The 19,122-nt window shown below is 61.5% G+C and carries 19 protein-coding genes; 7 read left to right on the top strand and 12 right to left on the bottom strand.

Going from position 1 to position 19,122, the window contains the following annotated elements; all coding sequences use genetic code 11:
- Positions 1–15 precede the first annotated feature (15 nt).
- Entirely contained in the window at positions 16–1,320 is a 1,305-nt protein-coding gene (locus KOL99_RS11455) for an aminotransferase class I/II-fold pyridoxal phosphate-dependent enzyme (RefSeq protein WP_216510605.1), read from the top strand.
- A 345-nt stretch (positions 1,321–1,665) separates the two neighbouring features.
- Here KOL99_RS11455 and lepB read toward each other — a convergent pair whose 3' ends face one another.
- From lepB to KOL99_RS11470, 3 genes are all read right to left on the bottom strand, one after another.
- On the bottom strand, positions 1,666–2,337 hold the full coding sequence (gene lepB, locus KOL99_RS11460) for a signal peptidase I (protein ID WP_216510606.1): 672 nt from the start codon (positions 2,335–2,337) through the stop codon (positions 1,666–1,668).
- A 55-nt stretch (positions 2,338–2,392) separates the two neighbouring features.
- Positions 2,393–4,192 (bottom strand): translation elongation factor 4, encoded by a 1,800-nt coding sequence (lepA, locus tag KOL99_RS11465; RefSeq protein ID WP_216510607.1) that lies wholly within the window; start codon positions 4,190–4,192, stop codon positions 2,393–2,395.
- Positions 4,193–4,358: 166 nt separating this feature from the next.
- Positions 4,359–6,002, bottom strand: coding sequence for a methyl-accepting chemotaxis protein (locus tag KOL99_RS11470; protein WP_216510608.1), 1,644 nt, complete (start codon positions 6,000–6,002; stop codon positions 4,359–4,361).
- Between the two features lie 194 nt (positions 6,003–6,196).
- Between KOL99_RS11470 and KOL99_RS11475 the strand changes: the two genes are divergently transcribed.
- Together KOL99_RS11475 and rocF are read left to right on the top strand one after the other, a co-directional pair.
- Positions 6,197–7,303 carry a putative NPN-dependent ornithine cyclodeaminase gene (locus KOL99_RS11475; protein ID WP_216510609.1) on the top strand — a complete coding sequence of 369 codons (1,107 nt, stop codon included), beginning with the start codon at positions 6,197–6,199 and terminating at the stop codon, positions 7,301–7,303.
- Positions 7,300–8,211 carry an arginase gene (gene rocF, locus KOL99_RS11480; protein ID WP_328760161.1) on the top strand — a complete coding sequence of 304 codons (912 nt, stop codon included), beginning with the start codon at positions 7,300–7,302 and terminating at the stop codon, positions 8,209–8,211. The genes KOL99_RS11475 and rocF overlap by 4 nt, the downstream gene beginning before the upstream one ends.
- 79 nt (positions 8,212–8,290) lie before the next feature.
- On the opposite strand, the gene KOL99_RS11485 is transcribed toward rocF, so the two are convergent.
- The 8 genes from KOL99_RS11485 to rsmD form a co-directional block, all read right to left on the bottom strand.
- Entirely contained in the window at positions 8,291–8,674 is a 384-nt protein-coding gene (locus tag KOL99_RS11485; protein WP_216510610.1) for a hypothetical protein, read from the bottom strand.
- An 87-nt stretch (positions 8,675–8,761) separates the two neighbouring features.
- The gene (locus KOL99_RS11490; protein ID WP_216510611.1) at positions 8,762–9,094 is read right to left on the bottom strand and encodes a hypothetical protein; all 333 of its coding nucleotides are present in this window, start codon (positions 9,092–9,094) and stop codon (positions 8,762–8,764) included.
- 176 nt (positions 9,095–9,270) lie between these two features.
- Positions 9,271–9,813 carry a beta-class carbonic anhydrase gene (locus KOL99_RS11495; protein ID WP_216510612.1) on the bottom strand — a complete coding sequence of 181 codons (543 nt, stop codon included), beginning with the start codon at positions 9,811–9,813 and terminating at the stop codon, positions 9,271–9,273.
- 112 nt (positions 9,814–9,925) lie between these two features.
- A complete protein-coding gene (locus tag KOL99_RS11500) occupies positions 9,926–12,175 on the bottom strand; it encodes an NADP-dependent malic enzyme (RefSeq protein ID WP_216510613.1) in 2,250 nt (749 codons plus the stop codon).
- Between the two features lie 63 nt (positions 12,176–12,238).
- Positions 12,239–12,802, bottom strand: a complete 564-nt coding sequence (locus KOL99_RS11505) for a helix-turn-helix domain-containing protein (protein WP_216510614.1) — start codon at positions 12,800–12,802, stop codon at positions 12,239–12,241.
- Positions 12,803–13,287: 485 nt separating this feature from the next.
- Positions 13,288–13,479: a DUF1858 domain-containing protein gene (locus KOL99_RS11510; RefSeq protein WP_216510615.1), complete on the bottom strand. Its 192-nt coding sequence runs from the start codon at positions 13,477–13,479 to the stop codon at positions 13,288–13,290.
- Between the two features lie 176 nt (positions 13,480–13,655).
- Positions 13,656–14,147, bottom strand: a complete 492-nt coding sequence (gene coaD / locus KOL99_RS11515; RefSeq protein WP_216510616.1) for a pantetheine-phosphate adenylyltransferase — start codon at positions 14,145–14,147, stop codon at positions 13,656–13,658.
- Complete coding sequence (gene rsmD, locus KOL99_RS11520; protein WP_216510617.1) at positions 14,138–14,719, bottom strand: 16S rRNA (guanine(966)-N(2))-methyltransferase RsmD; 582 nt, start codon at positions 14,717–14,719, stop codon at positions 14,138–14,140. The genes coaD and rsmD overlap by 10 nt, the downstream gene beginning before the upstream one ends.
- Positions 14,720–14,943: 224 nt before the next feature.
- Here rsmD and KOL99_RS11525 point away from each other — a divergent pair, with 224 nt between their 5' ends.
- Both KOL99_RS11525 and KOL99_RS11530 read left to right on the top strand, forming a co-directional pair.
- Positions 14,944–16,092, top strand: a complete 1,149-nt coding sequence (locus tag KOL99_RS11525; RefSeq protein WP_216510618.1) for a deoxyguanosinetriphosphate triphosphohydrolase — start codon at positions 14,944–14,946, stop codon at positions 16,090–16,092.
- A gap of 120 nt (positions 16,093–16,212) precedes the next feature.
- Positions 16,213–16,620 carry a bacteriohemerythrin gene (locus KOL99_RS11530; RefSeq protein WP_216510619.1) on the top strand — a complete coding sequence of 136 codons (408 nt, stop codon included), beginning with the start codon at positions 16,213–16,215 and terminating at the stop codon, positions 16,618–16,620.
- Between the two features lie 80 nt (positions 16,621–16,700).
- Here KOL99_RS11530 and yhbY read toward each other — a convergent pair whose 3' ends face one another.
- On the bottom strand, positions 16,701–16,997 hold the full coding sequence (gene yhbY, locus KOL99_RS11535; protein WP_216510620.1) for a ribosome assembly RNA-binding protein YhbY: 297 nt from the start codon (positions 16,995–16,997) through the stop codon (positions 16,701–16,703).
- A gap of 489 nt (positions 16,998–17,486) precedes the next feature.
- Here yhbY and pyrR point away from each other — a divergent pair, with 489 nt between their 5' ends.
- Both pyrR and KOL99_RS11545 read left to right on the top strand, forming a co-directional pair.
- Positions 17,487–18,020 carry a bifunctional pyr operon transcriptional regulator/uracil phosphoribosyltransferase PyrR gene (gene pyrR, locus KOL99_RS11540; RefSeq protein WP_216510621.1) on the top strand — a complete coding sequence of 178 codons (534 nt, stop codon included), beginning with the start codon at positions 17,487–17,489 and terminating at the stop codon, positions 18,018–18,020.
- 101 nt (positions 18,021–18,121) lie between these two features.
- Positions 18,122–19,054 carry an aspartate carbamoyltransferase catalytic subunit gene (locus KOL99_RS11545; protein ID WP_216510622.1) on the top strand — a complete coding sequence of 311 codons (933 nt, stop codon included), beginning with the start codon at positions 18,122–18,124 and terminating at the stop codon, positions 19,052–19,054.
- Positions 19,055–19,122 lie beyond the last annotated feature (68 nt).

The raw sequence follows: 19,122 nt of genomic DNA on the forward strand, positions 1-19,122 counted from the left end.
TTCAGGAGGAATTTGATGAATCCATTAGCCGCGGAGTTAAACGAGTCTCTGGCCCAGCACAGCCCCCATGTCCTGGAGATGCTGTCTGATCTCGGCAAGAACCTCTTCTTCCCCAAGGGAATCCTTACCCAGTCGGCTGAAGCCAAGGAAAAAGCTACCAAGTTCAACGCCACCATCGGTATCGCCACCGAGAATGGCGGCCCGATGTACCTCTCCTGCATTCAGGATAAGCTGACCGCCTTCGACCCGAAGGACATCTACCCGTACGCACCGCCGGCAGGCAAGCCGGAGCTGCGCGCCCTGTGGCGCGAGAAGATGCTGCGCGAAAACCCGAGCCAGGTCGGCAAGCATTTCAGCAGCCCCATCGTCACCAACGCGCTCACCCACGGCCTCTCCATCGTCGCAGACATGTTCGTCGACAAGGGGGATCACCTGATCCTGCCGGACATGCTCTGGGGTAACTACAACCTCACCTTCGGCACCTGCAGCGGCGCCATCGTGAAGAAGTACCCGACCTTCACCGCCAACGGCGGCTTCGACGTGGACGCCTTCAAAGCGACCCTGCAGAACTCCGCCGAGGAGAAAGGGAAGGTCATCGTACTGCTGAACTTCCCGAACAACCCGAGCGGCTACACCCCGACCGTCGCCGAGGGCGATGCCCTGGTCGCCGCCATCAAGGAAGTCGCGGAGGGTGGCTGCAACGTGGTCGCCATCAGCGACGACGCCTACTTCGGCCTCTTCTACGAGGACAGCCTGAAGGAGTCCCTCTTCGGCAAGCTGGCCAACCTCCACCCGCGCATCCTCGCGGTCAAGCTGGACGGTGCCACCAAGGAAGAGTTCGTCTGGGGCTTCCGCACCGGCTTCATCACCTTCGCCGATGGCAACGAGTACGAGAACGCGCCGGTAATGACCGCCCTGGAGAAGAAGGCCATGGGCATCATCCGTGCCCGCATTTCCAACTGCCCGCACCCCTCCCAGACCTTCGTCATCGAGGCGCTGCGCTCCCCGGACTTCCTCAAGCAGAAAGAGGAGAAGTTCCAGATCATGAAGGGACGCGCCCTGAAGACCAAGGAAGTGCTGAACAGCGGCAAGTACGAGAAGGCCTGGGATTACTACCCGTTCAACTCCGGCTACTTCATGTGCCTAAAGCTTAAGACCGTGGACGCCGAGAAGCTTCGCGTGCACCTGCTGGACAAGTACGGCGTTGGCGCCATCTCCACCACCAAGACCGACCTCCGTATCGCCTTCTCCTGCATCGCCGAGCAGGATATTCCGGAGCTCTTCGACATCATCTACAAGGGCGTGCAGGACCTGGCGTAGAGGAACGGCCGTTCTAAGTTCAACGTTCCAGGTTCTACGTTTTAACCTTAAAAAGCCCCTGACCGCGTTCGCGGCAGGGGCTTTTTTCTTTTCAGCGAGTTCACCGTACCTGTAGGGGCGAATAATCATTCGCCCGCCTCTGTCCACTCGAATGAACAAAGACAAACAGGGATAAAGGGGGTAAAGGGGATAAACCAGCAACGTCTTGGTCCTGATCCCCTGCATCCCGTTTATCCCTGTCAAAACGTCTGTGGGGTGCAAAAGAAAAGGGCTCTCCGATGCCGAGAGCCCTTCGCGTACCGTAGGTTTAACGTAGAACGTAGAACCTAGAACGTAGAACCTGTTTTAGTCAATAAGCTTGCCGATGGCGTTAAACCGGGGGCGCATCTTGTCCTTGTCCCAGGACCAGTACTTGATGAAGGCCAGACCCTTGATCTTGTCCATCTTCACGAAGCCCCAGAAGCGGCTGTCGTAGGAACGGTCGCGGTTGTCGCCCATGACGAAGTAGGAGTCGGCGGGGACGGTGACCGGATCCTTGAAGTCCCTCGGGTTGTACTCCTTGGGAACGGTGTCGGGCTCCTTGTGCACTTCGTGCGGATTGGTGTAGAGCTTCCCGTTCACGTAGACGCGCTTGTCCCTCACTTCGACCACGTCGCCGGGGACGCCGATGACGCGCTTGATGAAGTCCTTGGTCGGGTCCTCGGGGTACTCGAACACGATCACGTCACCCCGCTTGGGGGAGCGGATCTTGAGGATGCGGCCCTCGAGCCCGGGAATCTTGGTGCCGTAGATGAACTTGTTGACCAGCAGGTGGTCCCCGATAGCCAGGGTGTCTTCCATGGAGCCGGAGGGAATCTTGAACGCCTGCACGATGAAGGTGCGGATGACCATGGCCAACAGCACCGCGATGATGATCGACTCGAGGTACTCGCGGACGATGTGCTTGGCCTTGGCCGGCCGTACCTCTTTGGCAGGATCGGCGGGTTTATCTTCGCAAACGTTCTTGTAATCTTCCATTCGCTGTTGCTTCCTTTTGGGGGGATGGGAGGGCGCGAGCCGTCCTTGATTGCGGCTAACCTTCGACTTTGAGGATGGCCAGAAACGCCTCTTGCGGCAGTTCGACGTTGCCCACGTTCTTCATGCGCTTCTTCCCTTCTTTCTGCTTCTCCAGGAGTTTGCGCTTCCTGGTGATGTCGCCGCCGTAGCATTTGGCGAGAACGTCCTTCCTCATCGCCTTCACGGTCTCGCGGGCGATGACCTTGGTGCCCACCGCCGCCTGGATGGCGATTTCGAACATCTGGCGCGGGATCAGTTCCTTCATCTTGGAGACCAGCTCCCGGCCGCGGTAGTAGGCCTTGTCCTTGTGGATGATGAGGGAGAGGGCGTCGACCACCTCGCCGTTGATCATGATGTTGAGGCGCACCAGCTCGCTCTGCCGGTAGTCCAAAAGTTCGTAGTCGAGGGAGGCGTACCCCTTGGTGATCGACTTGAGGCGGTCGTAGAAATCGAGCACCACCTCGTTCAGCGGCAGCTCGTAGACCACCATGACCCGGGTCGGGGTCAGGTACTTGATCTCGCGCTGCACGCCGCGCTTCTCTTCGCAAAGCGCCAGGATGCCACCCACGAACTCGTTGGGGACGTGGATTGAGGCGAGGATGAACGGCTCCTCGACGTAGGCGATCTCCTGGGTCGGCGGGAGCTGGTTCGCGCTCTGGATGTGGACCATGTTGCCGTCGGTGCCGTGCACGCGGTACACGACGGTGGGGGCGGTGGTGATCAGTTCCAGGTTGAACTCGCGCTCCAGACGCTCCTGGATGATCTCCATGTGCAAAAGGCCCAGGAAGCCGCAGCGGAAACCGAAGCCGAGCGCGAGTGAGGTCTCCGGGTCGTAGGAGAAGGAGGAATCGTTCAGCTTGAGCTTCGCCAGTGCGTCGCGCAGGCTCTCGTACTGCGAGGTGTCGATCGGGTAGAGCCCGGAGAACACCATCGGCTTCACTTCCTTGTAGCCGGGGAGCGCCGCGTCGCAGGGGTTGTGCACCAGCGTGACGGTGTCGCCTACCTTGGCGTCGGCGACTTCCCTGATCCCGGCGATGATGAAACCTACCTCGCCGGCGCTGAGCGCCGCGACCTCGCGCATGTCGGGGGAGAAGACGCCGGCCTTCAGCACCTCGTAGCTCTTCCGGTTGGACATGAGTTGGATCTTGTCGCCCTTCTTCACCGTGCCGTCCACGATGCGCACCAGGATGATGACCCCCTGGTACTGGTCGTACCATGAGTCGAACAGGAGCGCCTTGAGCGGCTTGCCCGGGTCGCCCTGCGGCGGCGGGATCTTCTTGACGATCTCTTCAAGGATGTCCTTGGTGCCGATACCTTCCTTCGCGCTGGCGAGGACGGCGTCGTGGGTGTCGAGGCCGATGATCTCCTCGATCTCGGCCTTGACCCGCTCCGGTTCGGCCGCGGGGAGGTCGATCTTGTTCAGCACCACGAAGACTTCGAGGTTCGCGTCCAGGGCCAGGTACACGTTGGCCAGGGTCTGCGCCTCGACCCCTTGGGAGGCGTCGACCACGAGCAGGCCACCCTCGCAGGCGGTCAGCGAGCGGGAGACCTCGTAGGTGAAGTCGACGTGCCCGGGGGTGTCGATCAGGTTCAGGACGTAGTCCTTGCCGTCCTCGGCCCGGTAGTTGAGACGGACGGTCTGGGCCTTGATGGTGATGCCGCGTTCGCGTTCCAGGTCCATCTTGTCGAGGAACTGGTCCTGCTTCTCGCGGGCCGAGAGTGTGCCGGTGAATTCGAGAAGGCGGTCGGCCAGGGTGGATTTGCCGTGATCGATGTGGGCGATGATGGAAAAGTTGCGGATATGCTCGAGTACCATATTGTCCTTTATCACGCGGAGGTTAACTCGCGAATGATATAGAACGAAGGGGTAATTGTAAAGGGATTTCTAGGCGTAGACGGGAGTTAGCGCGGGAGCCGCCGGCGGCGGCGCGGGAGACGGGGGAAGGGGGGAGAGGGGTGTCTTCCCCTCTCCCTTGGAGACATCAGGCCAGCCTGAACTGACCGACCAGGCGCTGCAGGTCTTTCGAGAGGGCGGCCAGGTTGCTGGCCGCGTTGGCGCAGCTGTGCGCTCCCCGGGAGGTGTCCTGCACCACCTCGGTGATCTGCATGATGTTGTTGGTGATCTCGCCCGTGGTCGCGGTCTGCTCCTCGGCCGCGGTGGCGATCTGGTTCACCTGTTCGGTCACCTCGCTGATCTGCCGCAGGATCTCCTGCAGCGATTCGCCGGATTTCGCCGCCTCGCGGGTACCGTTCTCGACCTGGCGCACCCCTTCCTCCATGGCGCCCACGGCCTCGCGCGTCTCGTTCTGGATCGACTTGATCATCTCGCCGATCTCGCGGGTGGCGCGGGTGGTCCGTTCGGCGAGCGCCCGGACCTCGTCGGCGACCACGGCGAAACCGCGCCCCTGCTCGCCGGCGCGCGCCGCCTCGATGGCCGCGTTCAGGGCCAGGAGGTTGGTCTGGTCGGCGATATCCTCGATGGTGCCGATGATGGCCCCGATCTGGTCGCTGCGCTCGCCAAGCCCCGCCACCGTCGCCGCCGAGGTCTGCACCTGGGCCGCGATCCGGCTCATCACCTGCACGGTCTGCTCGACCACCGCCCTGCCTGCCTGGGCGCGTCCGGTCGCCTGTTCGCCACCTTCGGCGGCCCTGTGGCAGCTCTGGGCGATGTCGGCGGAAGTGGCGGCCATCTCCTCGCTTGCGGTCGCCACGGTACTGGTCTGGGACGCGACCTCCTCGGCGCCGGTGGCGATCTGTTCGGAGGTGCTGTGCAGGTCGTTGGCAGCGGCGGCGACCTTGAGGCTGTTAGCCACCACCTGGTTCATGGTGTCGTTGAGCTTCTGCGCCATCTCGTTCACTTCCGCTGCCAGCATCCCCATCTCATCGCGGGTCCTGATGCTGGAGCGGGCGGTGAGGTCACCCGCCGCCACATCGGCCAGGGTGTCGAATACCATCTTGAGCGGCCTGCTGATGGAGTTGGCGATCAGGAGCCCGATCACCCCAAGCAGCACGGCTGCGAGGGCGGTGAGGCCGATCATGAAGATCTGTGATGAGTGGAAGGCGGCGAGGTCCTGCTGGTAGAGGTCCTTGGCACTCTTCTCGTTGTCGGCCACGAGCTCGCTGATCGCGTCGGCCGGCTTCTTGTATAGCGGCGCTACCGAGTTGGTTGCGAAGTTGACCGTGTCCTTGCGGGCCTCGGGGTTGCCGGCGCTTTGCTGGGTCAGCTGCTGCAGCTTGGCTCCCTGTACCAGGTACTCGTCGTACCCCTGCTTGAACACGGCGATTAGGCTCTTCTCCTTGGCGTCAAGGTTGTACTTCAGGAACTTGGCCTGCGTTTCCTCGATGCGCTGCTTCCTCTTTTCCAGGTCGTCCACCCGCTCCTTGATCTTCGCGGGGTCTTCGAGCAGCATCATGTAGACCAGGTCCAGCCTGATGGCCAGCAGGTCGTTCTTCATGTTGTTGAGCATGCCCACGTGGGACACCGAGGTGTTCATATCCGCCTGGTCGTCCGACATGACCCGCATCTTGTGCAGGCTGGCACCGGCAATGACAACCAGCGTGGCTACGGCTATGGCCACAAGGCACAACGACTTCGTTTTCACCTTCAGGTTCATCCAAAAGCTCATAACAGTCCTCCTTGCTGCGATTCGGTTGCAGGATCGATACTGAGTACTATCGGCCATATTCCCACAAACTTGAGGAGGCAATCGACAACATCAATCATGACTGTGACGCAGTGTGAGCCGGTCATTGTAACCCGTCGGATGCATGATAAAGTTTCCCTTCGCACAGCCCTAATCCGATGCCAAGGAGGGTTTCCATGTCCCATAGCGACGTCATTCCTTTCTATACTCCTCCCGACTTCCGTCGGCCCAAACTGGCCGCTGCGCCGGCGGCGACGTTCGTGCCCGCTCCTGCGGACGGCGTGCTGCCGGAGAACTTCCACGCCACCTCCAACCACCCGGAATACGTGCACCTGGGGGGAGGGGAGTGGCTCATCGCGCCGCAGAGCCGGATGGACTGCGTCCTCGTGCTGCGCGACAGGGAGCTGGACGTGGTGGAACCGCGCCGGGTGCGCCGGGGCGACATGGTGGCCGTCGGGCGCACCGAGAACGGTGAGGAGGGTATCTATCTCCACATCGGCGGCTTCTTGAACCTCGCCGAGCCCTTCGCGGACAAGTTCTCGTTCAGAAGCCGCGGCACCAGGGAGACCCCCTTCTCCCGCTCCTACGACGAGCTGTACCAGGTGCTGCGGCACGACCGCGACCACGGCTATATCGTCTGGGTGCTCGGGCCGGCGGTCGCCTTCGACATGGACTGCAGAACCGCCATGCAGGGGCTGATCGAGGCGGGGTACTGCCATGCGCTGTTGGCCGGCAACGCCCTCGCCACCCACGACCTCGAGGCGGCCCGTTTCCGCACCGGCCTTGGCCAGAACATCTACACCCAGGCGATCATGCCCATGGGGCACTACAACCACCTGGACATCATCAACGAGGCGCGCCAGGCGGGGGGGATCCCGCAGACCATCGAGAAGCTTGGGCTCGACGACGGCATCATGTATGCCTGCACCAGGAAGAAGATCCCCTTCGTGCTGGCCGGCTCCATCCGCGACGACGGGCCGCTGCCGGAGGTGATCCCCGACGCCTACCAGGCCCAGGACGCCATGCGGGTGCACGCGAGGAAGGCCACCACGGTCCTAGCCATCGCGACGCAGCTCCACTCCATCGCCTTCGGCAACATGGTGCCGAGCTACCGGGTCGAGGCGGACGGGCGGGTACGGCCGGTATATTTCTACGTGGTGGACATGGCCGAGTTCTCGGTGGACAAACTGGCCAACCGCGGCTCGGCGCAGGCGGTAGGGCTTTTGACCAACGCGCAGGACTTCGTGGTGAATCTCTGGAACCATCTCAAGAAGCTTCAGTGATCAGGAAAGGTTACGTCATGGAAAACGGCATCAGGATGATAGGGGTACCGCTGGATTTGGGGCAGGAGCAGCGCGGCGTCGATCTGGGGCCGGGCGCGCTGCGCTACGCGGGGCTTTCGTCGCGGCTGTCGGGACTAGGCTACATAGTCGAGGATATCGGCAACCTTCCCGTGCCGGTGCGCGACGTGTTGGGCGCCGAGCGGGAGGCACGCTACCTCCCCTCCATCCGGCAGGTCTGCGAGACGGTCTACCAGGCCGGGCACAGCGCGGTCACCCAGGGATTCATGCCCATCTTCATGGGCGGAGACCATTCCATGGCGATAGGGTCCATCGGCGGGGTGACCGAGGAGCAGCCGTCGGCGGTGATCTGGGTCGACGCCCACGGCGACTACAACACCCCGCAAAGCAGCCCCAGCGGCAACATCCACGGCATGGCGCTGGCGGCGCTTTTGGGTGAGGGGTTCCCGGAACTGGTCAACGTGGGGCGCCCGGGGGCGAAGCTGCACGCCTCGGACATCATCCTGATCGGCCTGCGCGAGCTCGACAAGGAGGAGAAGCTGCGCCTGCGCGCCTCGGGAATCAAGGGGTACACCATGCGCGACATCGATGAGCGGGGCATGGCGGCCATCGCGCACGAGGCGCTGGGGCGGCTCGCCCACCGCACCCGCCTGCACGTGAGCCTCGACCTGGACGGGCTGGATCCGCTTGAAGTGCCGGGGGTCGGGACCACGTCGCCGGGCGGGATCACCTACCGCGAGGCGCAGCTACTGATGGAGATCATCGCCGACACGGGCCTTTTGCGGTCGATGGACATCGTGGAGATAAACCCGATCCTCGACAACAGTAACCGCACCGCCAAGATCGCGGTGGAACTGACCGCGTCCGCCTTCGGGGCATCCATCCTCTAGAGGCGCGGCAGCGTCGCGACAAAAAAAAGCCTGTCCGGGTGCCGGACAGGCTTTTTCATATTTAACGACAGGGGTATGGTTAGCTGCCGACCTTGGCGGGTTTCACCACCTTGAGCTTCTCGGCGATGAACATGTAGCCTTGGGGGTACTTGGTGAACTTGCCGGTCGCGTTGATCTCGTCGCCCACCTTGGGGGCCTCGGCGGGGTACTTCACCGGGATGAAGACCTTTTCGCATCCCTTTTTGCACTGCGCCTCATTGGTGTCCATGACCCCGATCACGCCTTTGTCGTAGGGAGAGATGCCGGCCATGACGCCGTTTAGGGTGATGGTTTCGGTAAAGAGCTGCGGGTTGGTGCCTACCTCGGCGACGCTGACCGTTTTTACCTGCCCGACCTTGCCTACGGTGACGGCAAGCACCACGCCGAGTACGATGGCTACCGCGATGATGATCGTCTTTTGCACGCTGATTCTCCTGAAAGTGTTATGTGCCGCGAGGGAAGGGTTGCTTCCCGCCCCGCAGCCGGATCCCGGGTGGAACGATGGAGGGTGCTACGCCGCCTCGGGCGGGTAATCGATACTGCGCACGAAGGCGCTCAATGGGGGGCGCTTGGGAGGATGCTGGGGCAATTCTTCCTGGTAGATGGGAGCGCGTTGCACCGTCACCGGGGCGTGGAGGACCATGGTGATGCAGGCGAAACAAGGACAATCGGGGGAGGAGCTGTGGCCCGGGCCGGTGGCCGGGTGATCGCCGCCGGTATCGCAACAGGCCGCATGAACGGGGTCCTGTGCCAAGGTGGCGGCCGTGGCAGCCATACCGCTCAGGGTCAACAGGGAGACAACCAGTATCAGAGCTCCGAATATGCGCAGAAATTCCCGTTTCACGCCGACCACTTTATGAACTTTCCTTCTTCGTTGTCAAGCTGAAAAAATGCCTGATCCAGTCGGGAAAGCCGCTGTTTCAAGGCAGGCGTCGTCGACATAAAAGAAGGCCCGCGCCTCCATCGAGGAGGGGCGGGCCTTTGACACCGGTGAGGGGATGCCGAGAGGAAGAGCTCGCTTCAGTACCCCGGCACCACGACCTCGAGGTGGCCGTCGTTGGGGCAGAAGATGAGCCCGTGCACCGGCACGTCCTTGGGTATGAGCGGGCTGTTGCGGATGATGCCGGTGACCCGCTCCACGTTCTCCTCCGGGCAGCTGAAGGCGCCCACCCACTGGCCGAGATCGGGGACCAGGGCGTCGATGGCAGCCGGGTCGACGCCCCGCTCCACCATCTTCTCCTTGAGCTGCTCCACGTCCACCGACCCCATGCCGCAATCCTTGTGGCCGATCACGAAGATCTCCTCGACGCCGAGCAGGAAGACGGCGGCAACCAGGCTGCGGATCACGCCGCCGTTGGGGTCGACCAGGGTGTTGCCCGCGTTCTTGATCACCTTGGCGTCGCCGCGCTTGATCCCCATGGCGGGCTCGAGGAAATCGACCAGGCGGGTGTCCATGCAGGTGAAGATGGCAAGCTGTTTCTTGGGGTCCTTGGGAAGGGGAGGGAACGCTCCGGGGCGGACGAATTTTTTATTGTGGGTCAGGACTTTGTCGAGAAGAGTCATTGTTCTCCGTTTCCTTGTCGTTAGATGTGCAAAACGGCTTTTTTAAGCCGAAACTTCGCGCAAGTCAAGGAAAAGAGGCCTCCGCCCGGTATACGGGCGGAGGCCTCATGGTCTAGGCGTTCTGAACGTCCACGACCGCGATGGCGGCCATGTTGACCACGTCGTGCACGTCATCGCCGCGCTGCAGCACGTGCACCGGCTTGTTCATCCCCATGAGGATGGGGCCGATGGCCTCGGCGCCACCCAGGCGGCGCAGCAGCTTATAGCAGATGTTGCCGGAGTTGAGGTCCGGGAAGATGAGCACGTTGGCCGGGGTCTTCAGCTTTGAGAAGGTGAAGCCGTCGAGCAGTTCCGGCACCACCGCGGTGTCGGCCTGCATCTCACCCTCGACGATCAGGCTGGGCGCGCGCTCCTTGACCAGCTCCACGGCGCGCTTCACCTTCCTGGTCTGCGGGTGGTCCACCGAGCCGAAGTTGGAGAAGGAGAGCATGGCGATGCGCGGCTCGATGCCGAGCATGGTGACCTTCTCCGCGGCTAAGATGGCGGTCTCGGCCAGCTCCTCCGCGGTCGGGTCGATGGTCACCGTGGTGTCGGCCAGGAAGTAGACCTCCTTCTTGAACACCATCATGTACAGGCCGTGCACGCTGGAGAGGCCGGCCTGCTTGCCGAGCACCTGCAGCGCCGGACGGATCGTTTCCGGGTAGTGGGTGTCGATGCCCCCGAGGAGGGTGTCGGCGTGCCCCTGGGCCACCATCATGGTGGCGAACTGCACCCGGGATTTCCTGCGCATGATGCGCTGGCATTCCGAGAGGGTGAGCCCTTTTCTCTGGCGCCTGCGGTAGAGCTCCTGCGCGTAATCGTCGGTGTGCTCGCTGTCGGTCGGGTCGACGATGGGGACGTCGAGGTCGAGGTTCAGGTCGTCCATCTTCTGCTGGATCTTCTTCCGGTCGCCAACCAGGATCGGCTGGGCGATCCCTTCTTCCACCAGGGTCTGTGCCGCGCGCAGGATCTTCTCGTTGTCACCCTCGGGGAAGACCACCTTTTTCGGGTCGCTCTTCGCCTTGTTGATGATCATGCGCATCACTTCCTTGGAACGCCCCTGGGTCGACTCGAGCTGCTCGATGTACTTCGCCATGTCCTCGATGGGCATGCGCGCCACGCCGCTGTCCATGGCCGCCTGGGCGATGGCCGGCGCCACGTGCAGAAGGACGCGCGGGTCGAACGGCTTGGGGATGATGTAGTTCGGTCCGAAGGAGAATTTCTCGTTGCCGTAGGCCTTGGAGACCGAGTCCGGCACCTCCTCCTGGGCGAGTTTCGCCAGCGCGTGCACCGCGGCGAGTTTCATCTCCTCGTTGATGGCGGTTGCGCGCACGTCCAGCGCCCCGCGGAAGATGAAGGGGAAGCCGAGCACGTTGTTCACCTGGTTCGGGTAGTCGCTTCTGCCGGTGGCGATGATCACGTCGCCGCGCACCGCGTGCGCCTCCTCCGGGGTGATCTCCGGGTCGGGGTTCGCCATGGCGAAGATGATCGGATTGGGCGCCATGCTCCGGATCATCTCCGGCGTGAATGCCCCCTTGGCGGAAAGGCCGAAGAGGACGTCGGCACCCTTGGCCGCCTCCTCCAGGGTGCGGAAGGGGGTGTCGGCGGCGAAGAGCTCCTTGTACGGGTTCATCCCCTCGACCCTGCCCTTGTAGATGACCCCCTTGGTGTCGCACATGATCATGTTGTTGGGTTTCACGCCCAGGGCGATGGCGAGCTTGGCGCAGGAGTTGGCCGAGGCGCCGGCGCCGTTCACGACGATCCTTATGTCCTCGATCTTCTTGCCCACGAGCTGCAGCGCGTTCAAGAGCGCCGCCGACGAGATGATGGCGGTGCCGTGCTGGTCGTCGTGAAAGACCGGGATGTTCATGGTCTTTTTAAGCTCTTCCTCGATGTAGAAGCACTCCGGCGCCTTGATGTCCTCGAGGTTGATGCCGCCGAAGGTCGGCTCGAGGAGCTGGCACGCCTTGATGATCTCGTCCGGGTTCTCCGTGTTGAGCTCGATGTCGAAGACGTCGATGTCGGCGAAGCGCTTGAAGAGGACCCCTTTACCCTCCATGACCGGCTTGCCGGCGAGCGCGCCCAGGTTGCCAAGGCCAAGGACCGCGGTGCCGTTGGAGACGACGGCGACGAGATTGCCCTTGGCGGTGTACTTGTAGGCGTCGTCGGGGTTCTCCTGGATGGCGAGGCAGGGCTCGGCGACACCGGGAGAGTAGGCAAGCGACAGGTCCGCCGCGGTCTGGCACGGTTTGGTGGCGATGACTTCTATCTTCCCTTTTCTACCGCTGGAGTGGTAGTCGAGTGCTCCCATTTTCTTGCTCATGTACTTCCTCCTTTGACCCATAGGATGAGCGGCTGCCCGCCATCGAATCCGTTCTGCTTGTATTTATTTCGTCACGACCACCAGAACCTTTACCTCTTTGCCGTCGTGGCTCAGAAGCCGGTGCCCGATGCTCGATTCGAAATAGAGGGAATCCCCTTCGTGCAGGGTGATCTTCTTGTCGTCCAAGAGAAAATCGGCGTTGCCCTTCATGACGTAGATGAACTCCTCGCCGTCATGGCTGTAGGTGTTGGCCTCCGGCGCCTTCTCGGTCAGGGTGACCATGAAGGCGTCCATCTTCTTGTTCTGCTTGTAGAAGGAGAGGGACTCGTAGAAGTATCCCTGCTTGGTCCCCTCCTTGGAGATGACCCGGGGGACGATGCGCCGCTCGTGCGCGCGCACCACCTCGAACTTGCGGTCGTCTTCGTCCTCGCTGAAAAGCTGCGCCAGCTTGATGTCGAAGAACTTGGCGATCTTGGAGAGGGTGGCTATCGGGGGGGAGACGTTGTCGTTCTCGATCTGCGAGATCAGGGCCGGGGAGAAACCGGTCTCGTTGGCCACCGCCTGCAGGGTAAGTTTCCGGGCCTGTCGCAGTTTCTTCAGTCTCGACCCGATGTTGTACTCTGACATGACGCTGCTCCTGTGGTGAATAATCCAGCGTTTTACTTCGGCTAAAATTATTCAGTTTTGGTAAAAAGTCAATTTAAATAGTGAAACCAAGAAAAAATTAATCGAGCCGGTAAGCTGGCGAGGTGACAGAGGGTAGCACGTCCGGCGGCGTTCAGGCAAGGGTACGTTGGGGCTTGGGCGAATGTCTTTACCGTGTTTTAAAATCGCGTTTACTGATATCGAACCGGTGGCGGTTGATGTGTCGTTTTTCGGGCTTTGGACGCGGTGGTGAGGCCGGGCTTGCTGGTATGGGTGGATATGCTTTCGGAGTGATCGATGCGACACGGCGTCCCCTCTCCCTCCGGGAGAGGGTCAGGGTGGGGGAGTCTGAAGCAGCCGGCGGGCCCTCACCCGCCCTTTGGGCACCCTCTCCCGGAGCGAGAGGGTAGGGGAATGGAAGGCCCTCGTTAACCTCGCCGAGGATGAGGTGTGGCGGGGGGCACACCTCAGGAGATGCTTTTGTTCAACTCGTCGAGAAGGGCCTTGAGGTCGGCTTTGTGCACGGTCGCCCCGTGCTCCAGTTGCTCGAAATCGGCGATTTGGCAGTCGTAGCAGTCCAGTCCGTAACGTTCGAAGACGGGGAGGGTTTGCGGGTAGCGCCTGAGGATTTCGCTGATGGTCATGTCCTTGCTGATCATAGGGCCTCCTGTGACTTCGTCCTGTGGAAATGAAAAAAGGCGCTGCTATCCGCAAACGCCTCTCATGCTATCCAACGTGAAGGAGAAAAAAAGGGGAGAGGCTACTCTTCCCGTTTCCCTGTCTGCCGGGTCTTTCCAAAAGTAGCCTGTCCCCTTTGTTCTTGCGGTCGGTCATGTCAGCGCCCCGGCCTGAACTTGTTGTCGAGCGCGCTCTTCACCAGCGGCGGCACCAGCTTGTCCACCGGACCGTTCAGGTGGCTCACTTCCTTCACGATGGAGGAGGAGAGGTAGCTGTAGGGGACCGAGGTCATCATGAACAGCGTCTCCACCTCGCGGGTGATGTTGCGGTTCATCTGCGCCAGCTGGAACTCGAACTCGAAATCGGAGACCGCCCGCAAGCCGCGGATGACCACGGTGGCGCCGGCGCGGCGTACATAGTCGACCAGGAGTCCCTCGAAGGTCTCGACCCGCGCCTGCGGGCGATCCCTCAGGATCTCCGTGAGCATGTCGATCCGCTCCTGGACGGTGAACAGGGCGTTCTTCTCGGAGTTTCTGGCGACGGCCACGATCACGCCGTCGAAAATCTTCAGGGCGCGGTCGATGATGTCCAGATGTCCGTAGGTTACGGGATCGAAAGAGCCTGGATAAACAGCCACTCTCAGGGGCACGGTTCACCTCTGTCTGAAAGGGTCAGGAAGGAGAGGGCGGTGTCGCCGTAGACGCGGCGCTCGCTTTCAACCAGCCTGCCGAAACGCGTTGGTACATCCTCTTTGGCGGAGAACTCGGCGACCACGGTGGTGCCGGCATCGATGAACGGCGAGGTCGACAGCAGCTCCAGCAGCCGTTGCGTGTGCCCCTCGGCGTAAGGAGGGTCGAGGAACACCAGGTGGAACGCGGGCTCGCCGCGGGAGAGCCATCGTACCGCCGCGGCTGCATCCTGCACCACGACCTTGGCGCGGTCGGTGAGCCTGGTCGCTTCCAGGTTCTTGCGGATCAGCTCCGCGGACTCCCGGTGCGAGTCGATGAAGAGCGCGCTCTCCGCGCCGCGGCTGAGCGCCTCGATGCCGAGGTTGCCGGTGCCGGCGAAGACGTCCAGCACCCGCATCCCGGAGAAGTCGCCCAGGCGACTCACCAGGATGCTGAAGAGCGCCTCCTTGACGCGGTCGGCGGTGGGGCGTACCCGATGATTTTTCGGGGCCAGCAGCTGCCGGCCGCGGGCGCTTCCCGCGATCACACGCATGAAGAGCATCTCCGCTGTGGATAGGTCATAAAGAGAACAACTCCCTGGTCTGCGCAGGTCTTGATGCTATGGCAGCGTGTCGGGCGGCACGTATGTATGACATTGCCCCCGCAAGCTGCTCTATTAGCACGATGCATGGATAAGGTCAATCAAGTTTGCTGTTGACAGGGTTGCCGGCCAGTATATAAATTACCTACTTTTAACTGACTTGAGCAGGGGGGCGGATGAAAGAGGGCAATGCCTTGGAGCGCAGCGATCTCGCCGGTTACGCGGCCACCAGCGCCACATCCCGCGGACGCAGGTACCATGAGGAATTCAGGGACAACCGTCCCGCTTTCGAAAGGGATCGCGACCGCATCATTCACTGTGCCGCGTTCAGGCGCCTGGAGTACAAGACCCAGGTTTTCGTCAACCACGAAGGGGATTACTACCGCACCCGCCTCACCCATTCGCTCGAAGTCGCCCAGATAGGGAAGGGGATCGCGCGAAGGCTTGGCCTGAACGAGGAGCTGACCGAGGCGCTCGCGCTGGCCCACGACCTCGGGCACACCCCGTTCGGGCACACCGGCGAGGAGGTGCTGAACCGCCTCATGGAGGGGTGCGGCGGCTTCGAGCACAACCTGCAGTCGCTGCGCGTGGTGGACGAGTTGGAGGAGCGCTATCCCGGCTTCAACGGCCTCAACCTCTCCTGGGAGGTGCGCGAGGGGATCGCCAAGCACTCCTCTCCCTACGATTCCCCCGCCCCCATCTTCGCCGAATTCCTCCCCGGCACCGTCCCCACCATCGAGGCGCAGCTCATCAACTTCGCCGACGAGATCGCCTACAACAACCACGACATCGACGACGGCCTGAAGTCGGGCTACATCAATCTCGCCCAGCTCAAGAACGCCGAGCTCTGGAACGAGGTGTACGAAGGCATCCTGGTGCGCTACCCCGACCTGGATGTGGACCGTGCCGTCTGCCAGACTGTGAGCGCGCTGATCGGGGTGCTGATCAACGACCTCGTGCAGACCACGGCGGACAACATCGCCAAGCTGAAGATCAAGACCCAGGAGGACCTGAGGCGGGTGAACGTCCCGGTGGTCTCTTTCAGCCCGGCCATGACCGAGCGCAACGCGCAGCTCAAGCGCTTTTTGTTCCAGAACCTGTACCGCCACTACAAGGTCGAGCGGATGCGGGTCAAGGCGGAGCGCTACCTGACCGAGCTGTTCGAGGTCTACCTGAAGCACCCGACGCTGCTCCCCATGAAGCACCAGATGAAGATGGAGCGCGAAGGGCGCGAGCGGGTCATCTGCGACTACATAGCCGGCATGACCGACCGTTTCGCCCTGGACGAGTTCAAGAAACTGTTTGAGCCTTACGAGAGGGTCTAGCAGCAGTGCCGGTCGAAGTAATTCCGTAAACAAAGAACAATCATTCTGTGACTTGATCCTTAGCCAAAAGGTGTGATAATTACGCGCTCAGGGGAAATCAATACTGTTGAGGTGATTGGGATGGCTTATCTTGAGTGGAGTGATGCACTGAGCGTTAAGGTGAAGGAGATCGACGACCAGCACAGGAACCTGGTGGACATGCTGAATGCGCTGCACGACGCGCACATGGCGCGGGCGGGGAAGGAGGCGCAGAAGGAGATCATCGCCTCGATGGTGACCTACGTGGCCAGTCACTTCCGGATGGAAGAGGCCTACATGCAGAAGTTCCAGTACCCCGAATTCCTGGCGCACAAAAGAGAGCACGACGAGTTCGCGGCAAAGGCCATGGACCTGCAGCACCGGGTGGACAACCAGGGCCTCATCTTCACCGCCGAGATCCTGGAATTCCTCAAGCGCTGGCTGCAGGACCATATTCTGGGGACCGACATGAAGTACGCCGCCCTGTTCAACGCGTCCGGCCTGCGCTAGCCGTTTTCTCCTTCCAAATGAATAAAAGCCTCCCTGGCATGTCCTGGGAGGCTTTTTTCGTAGTGGGTGCGGCTTTTTCGTTATTTCGCCTTGGGCAGCTCCAGTTTCGGCTCCTTGGCCTGCTTGTAGAGCAGCAGGGTGCGTCCCAGCACCTGGGCCAGTTCCGCCTCGCAGGCGGTGCAAAGCTCTTCCGCCACACTGTGGCGGTCCATGAGGCAGCTTTCCAGGACCTTTACCTTGATCAGTTCATGGCTCGCCAGCGCCTCGATGGTTTCCTTGATCAGCGCCTCGCTGACGTCGCTCTTGCCCACCTGGATCACCGGTTTCAGGCCGTGCCCGAGCGCCCGGAGAAATCTCTTCTGCTTTCCTGTCAACATCACTTCTTCCTTTGTACCCATGCAGGTTGGCGGGACGGGCCCGCTACGCTCTGCAAAAAGTCTTCATTATTCCGAGAACGGTGCGAGCTTTATAGCATTTTGACCCCGCTATGGCAAGGACCGTGAAGGTGGTGCGGTCGGCAGCGCGTGCAGTGAGTTACAGCAGCGGCTCTGCCGTCACATTGGGATAAGGAACCAGTGGCTGATTCACTCGCCAGTGTGAGTGAAACTTAATCGTATTCTGCCAGTTCCAGTCCTCCTTTTTCTTGACTCTGCCGGGCCTCGATGCTACTTTGTCTCAAATTTATCCGTGCCTTTTAAATTAGCCCCGTGAGGTTAGCAAAGGTGAAGCATAAAGCACTCTTTTACTATCTAAAGAAAGAGCCTTTTCGCCCATCTGCGCGGAAAGGCTCTTTTTAATTACGCGCCTCGGCGCGGCACGAAAAACCGATTCACGACAGGCGCTTACGCCGATGACAGGGGGTTATTATGGCTGAAAACACTGTGATACTGGATGGCACCGGCGTAAAAAGGGCCCTGACCAGGATAGCCCACGAGGTGCTCGAGAAGAACAAGGGGGTCGAGGGACTCGTGCTGGTCGGCATCAGGACCGGCGGCGTGCACCTGGCCCAGGAATTGGGCGCACGCCTGAGCGAGATCGAAGGGGTAGACGTCCCGGTCGGTGCGGTGGATATCACCATGTACCGCGACGACATCAAGGGGCACCACGAGCACCTTCCGGTCGGCAAGACCGAGCTTCCCTTCTCCGTGGAAGGAAAGAAGGTGGTGCTGGTTGACGACGTCCTTTTCACCGGCCGCACCATCCGCGCCGCCATGGACGCCATCTTCGACCAGGGGCGTCCTGCGTGCCTCCAACTCGCCGTTCTGGTGGACCGCGGGCACCGCGACCTCCCCATCCGGGCCGACTTCGTCGGGCGCAACGTGCCGACCAGCCGCAGCGAGAACATCATGGTTGCCTTCGACGCCGACAACAAGCCGACCGAGGTCATCCTGCAAAAGTAGGGGCGAATAACCATTCGCCCTGGAACTGCTTCAACTCTTTGAATGTTTTTGAACGCGCCACGTACGGTGCGTGGCGCAAAACTAGTTTCTGGGGGGGGACCATGGGTTTCAGGCACAAAGACATCATCGCCCTGAAGGATCTGACCAAGGAGGAGATCGAGCTGCTCCTCGACACGGCGGACAACCTAAGCGAGATCAACCAGCGGGACATCAAGAAGGTGCCGACTCTGCGCGGCAAGACGGTGATCAACCTTTTCTACGAGGCTTCCACCAGGACCCGTACCTCCTTCGAGATCGCCGCCAAGCGGCTGTCCGCCGACGCCGTCAACATCACCGCGTCGACCAGTTCCGTGGTCAAGGGCGAAACCCTCTCCGACACCGCCGCCAACATCCTCGCGATGAAGCCGGACATCATCGTCATGCGCCACTCGGTTTCCGGCGCCCACGAGTACCTCGCCAAGCGCGTCTCCTGCTCCGTGATCAACGCCGGTGACGGCGCCCACGAGCATCCCTCCCAGGGGCTTCTGGACATGCTGACCATGCGCCAGAAGTTCGGCAAACTGGCCGGTCTGAAGGTCGCCATCGTCGGCGACATCACCCACAGCCGCGTGGCTCGCTCCAACATCTACGGCCTCACCACCATGGGCGCCCAGGTCTTTTTGGCCGGCCCGCCGACCATGATGCCCCCCGGCATCGAGCGGCTGGGCAACGTGACCGTCTGCAAGGACATGCGCGAGGCGGTGGACCAGGCCGACGTGGTCATGATGCTCAGGATCCAGCTGGAGCGCCAGGGCAAGACCCTGGTTCCCAGCATGAGGGAATATTCCCGCTACTTCGGCCTCAACCCCGCCGTGCTCGACCTGGCCAAGAAAGACGCCATCGTCATGCACCCCGGCCCAATCAACCGCGGTGTGGAACTCGCCTCCTCGGTGGCCGACTGCGACCAGTCCGCGGTCCTGAAGCAGGTGGAGAACGGCGTGGCGGTCAGGATGGCCATGCTGTACCACGTCTGTGGCGGAGAGCCCGTCGAGTAGAGGCCGTTCTACGTTCTATGTTCTACGTTCTACGTGGACATAGACCACTGAACCTTTTTACGAATATC

Source organism: Geomonas azotofigens (genome assembly GCF_018919395.1).
Classification (GTDB): Bacteria; Desulfobacterota; Desulfuromonadia; order Geobacterales; family Geobacteraceae; genus Geomonas; species Geomonas azotofigens.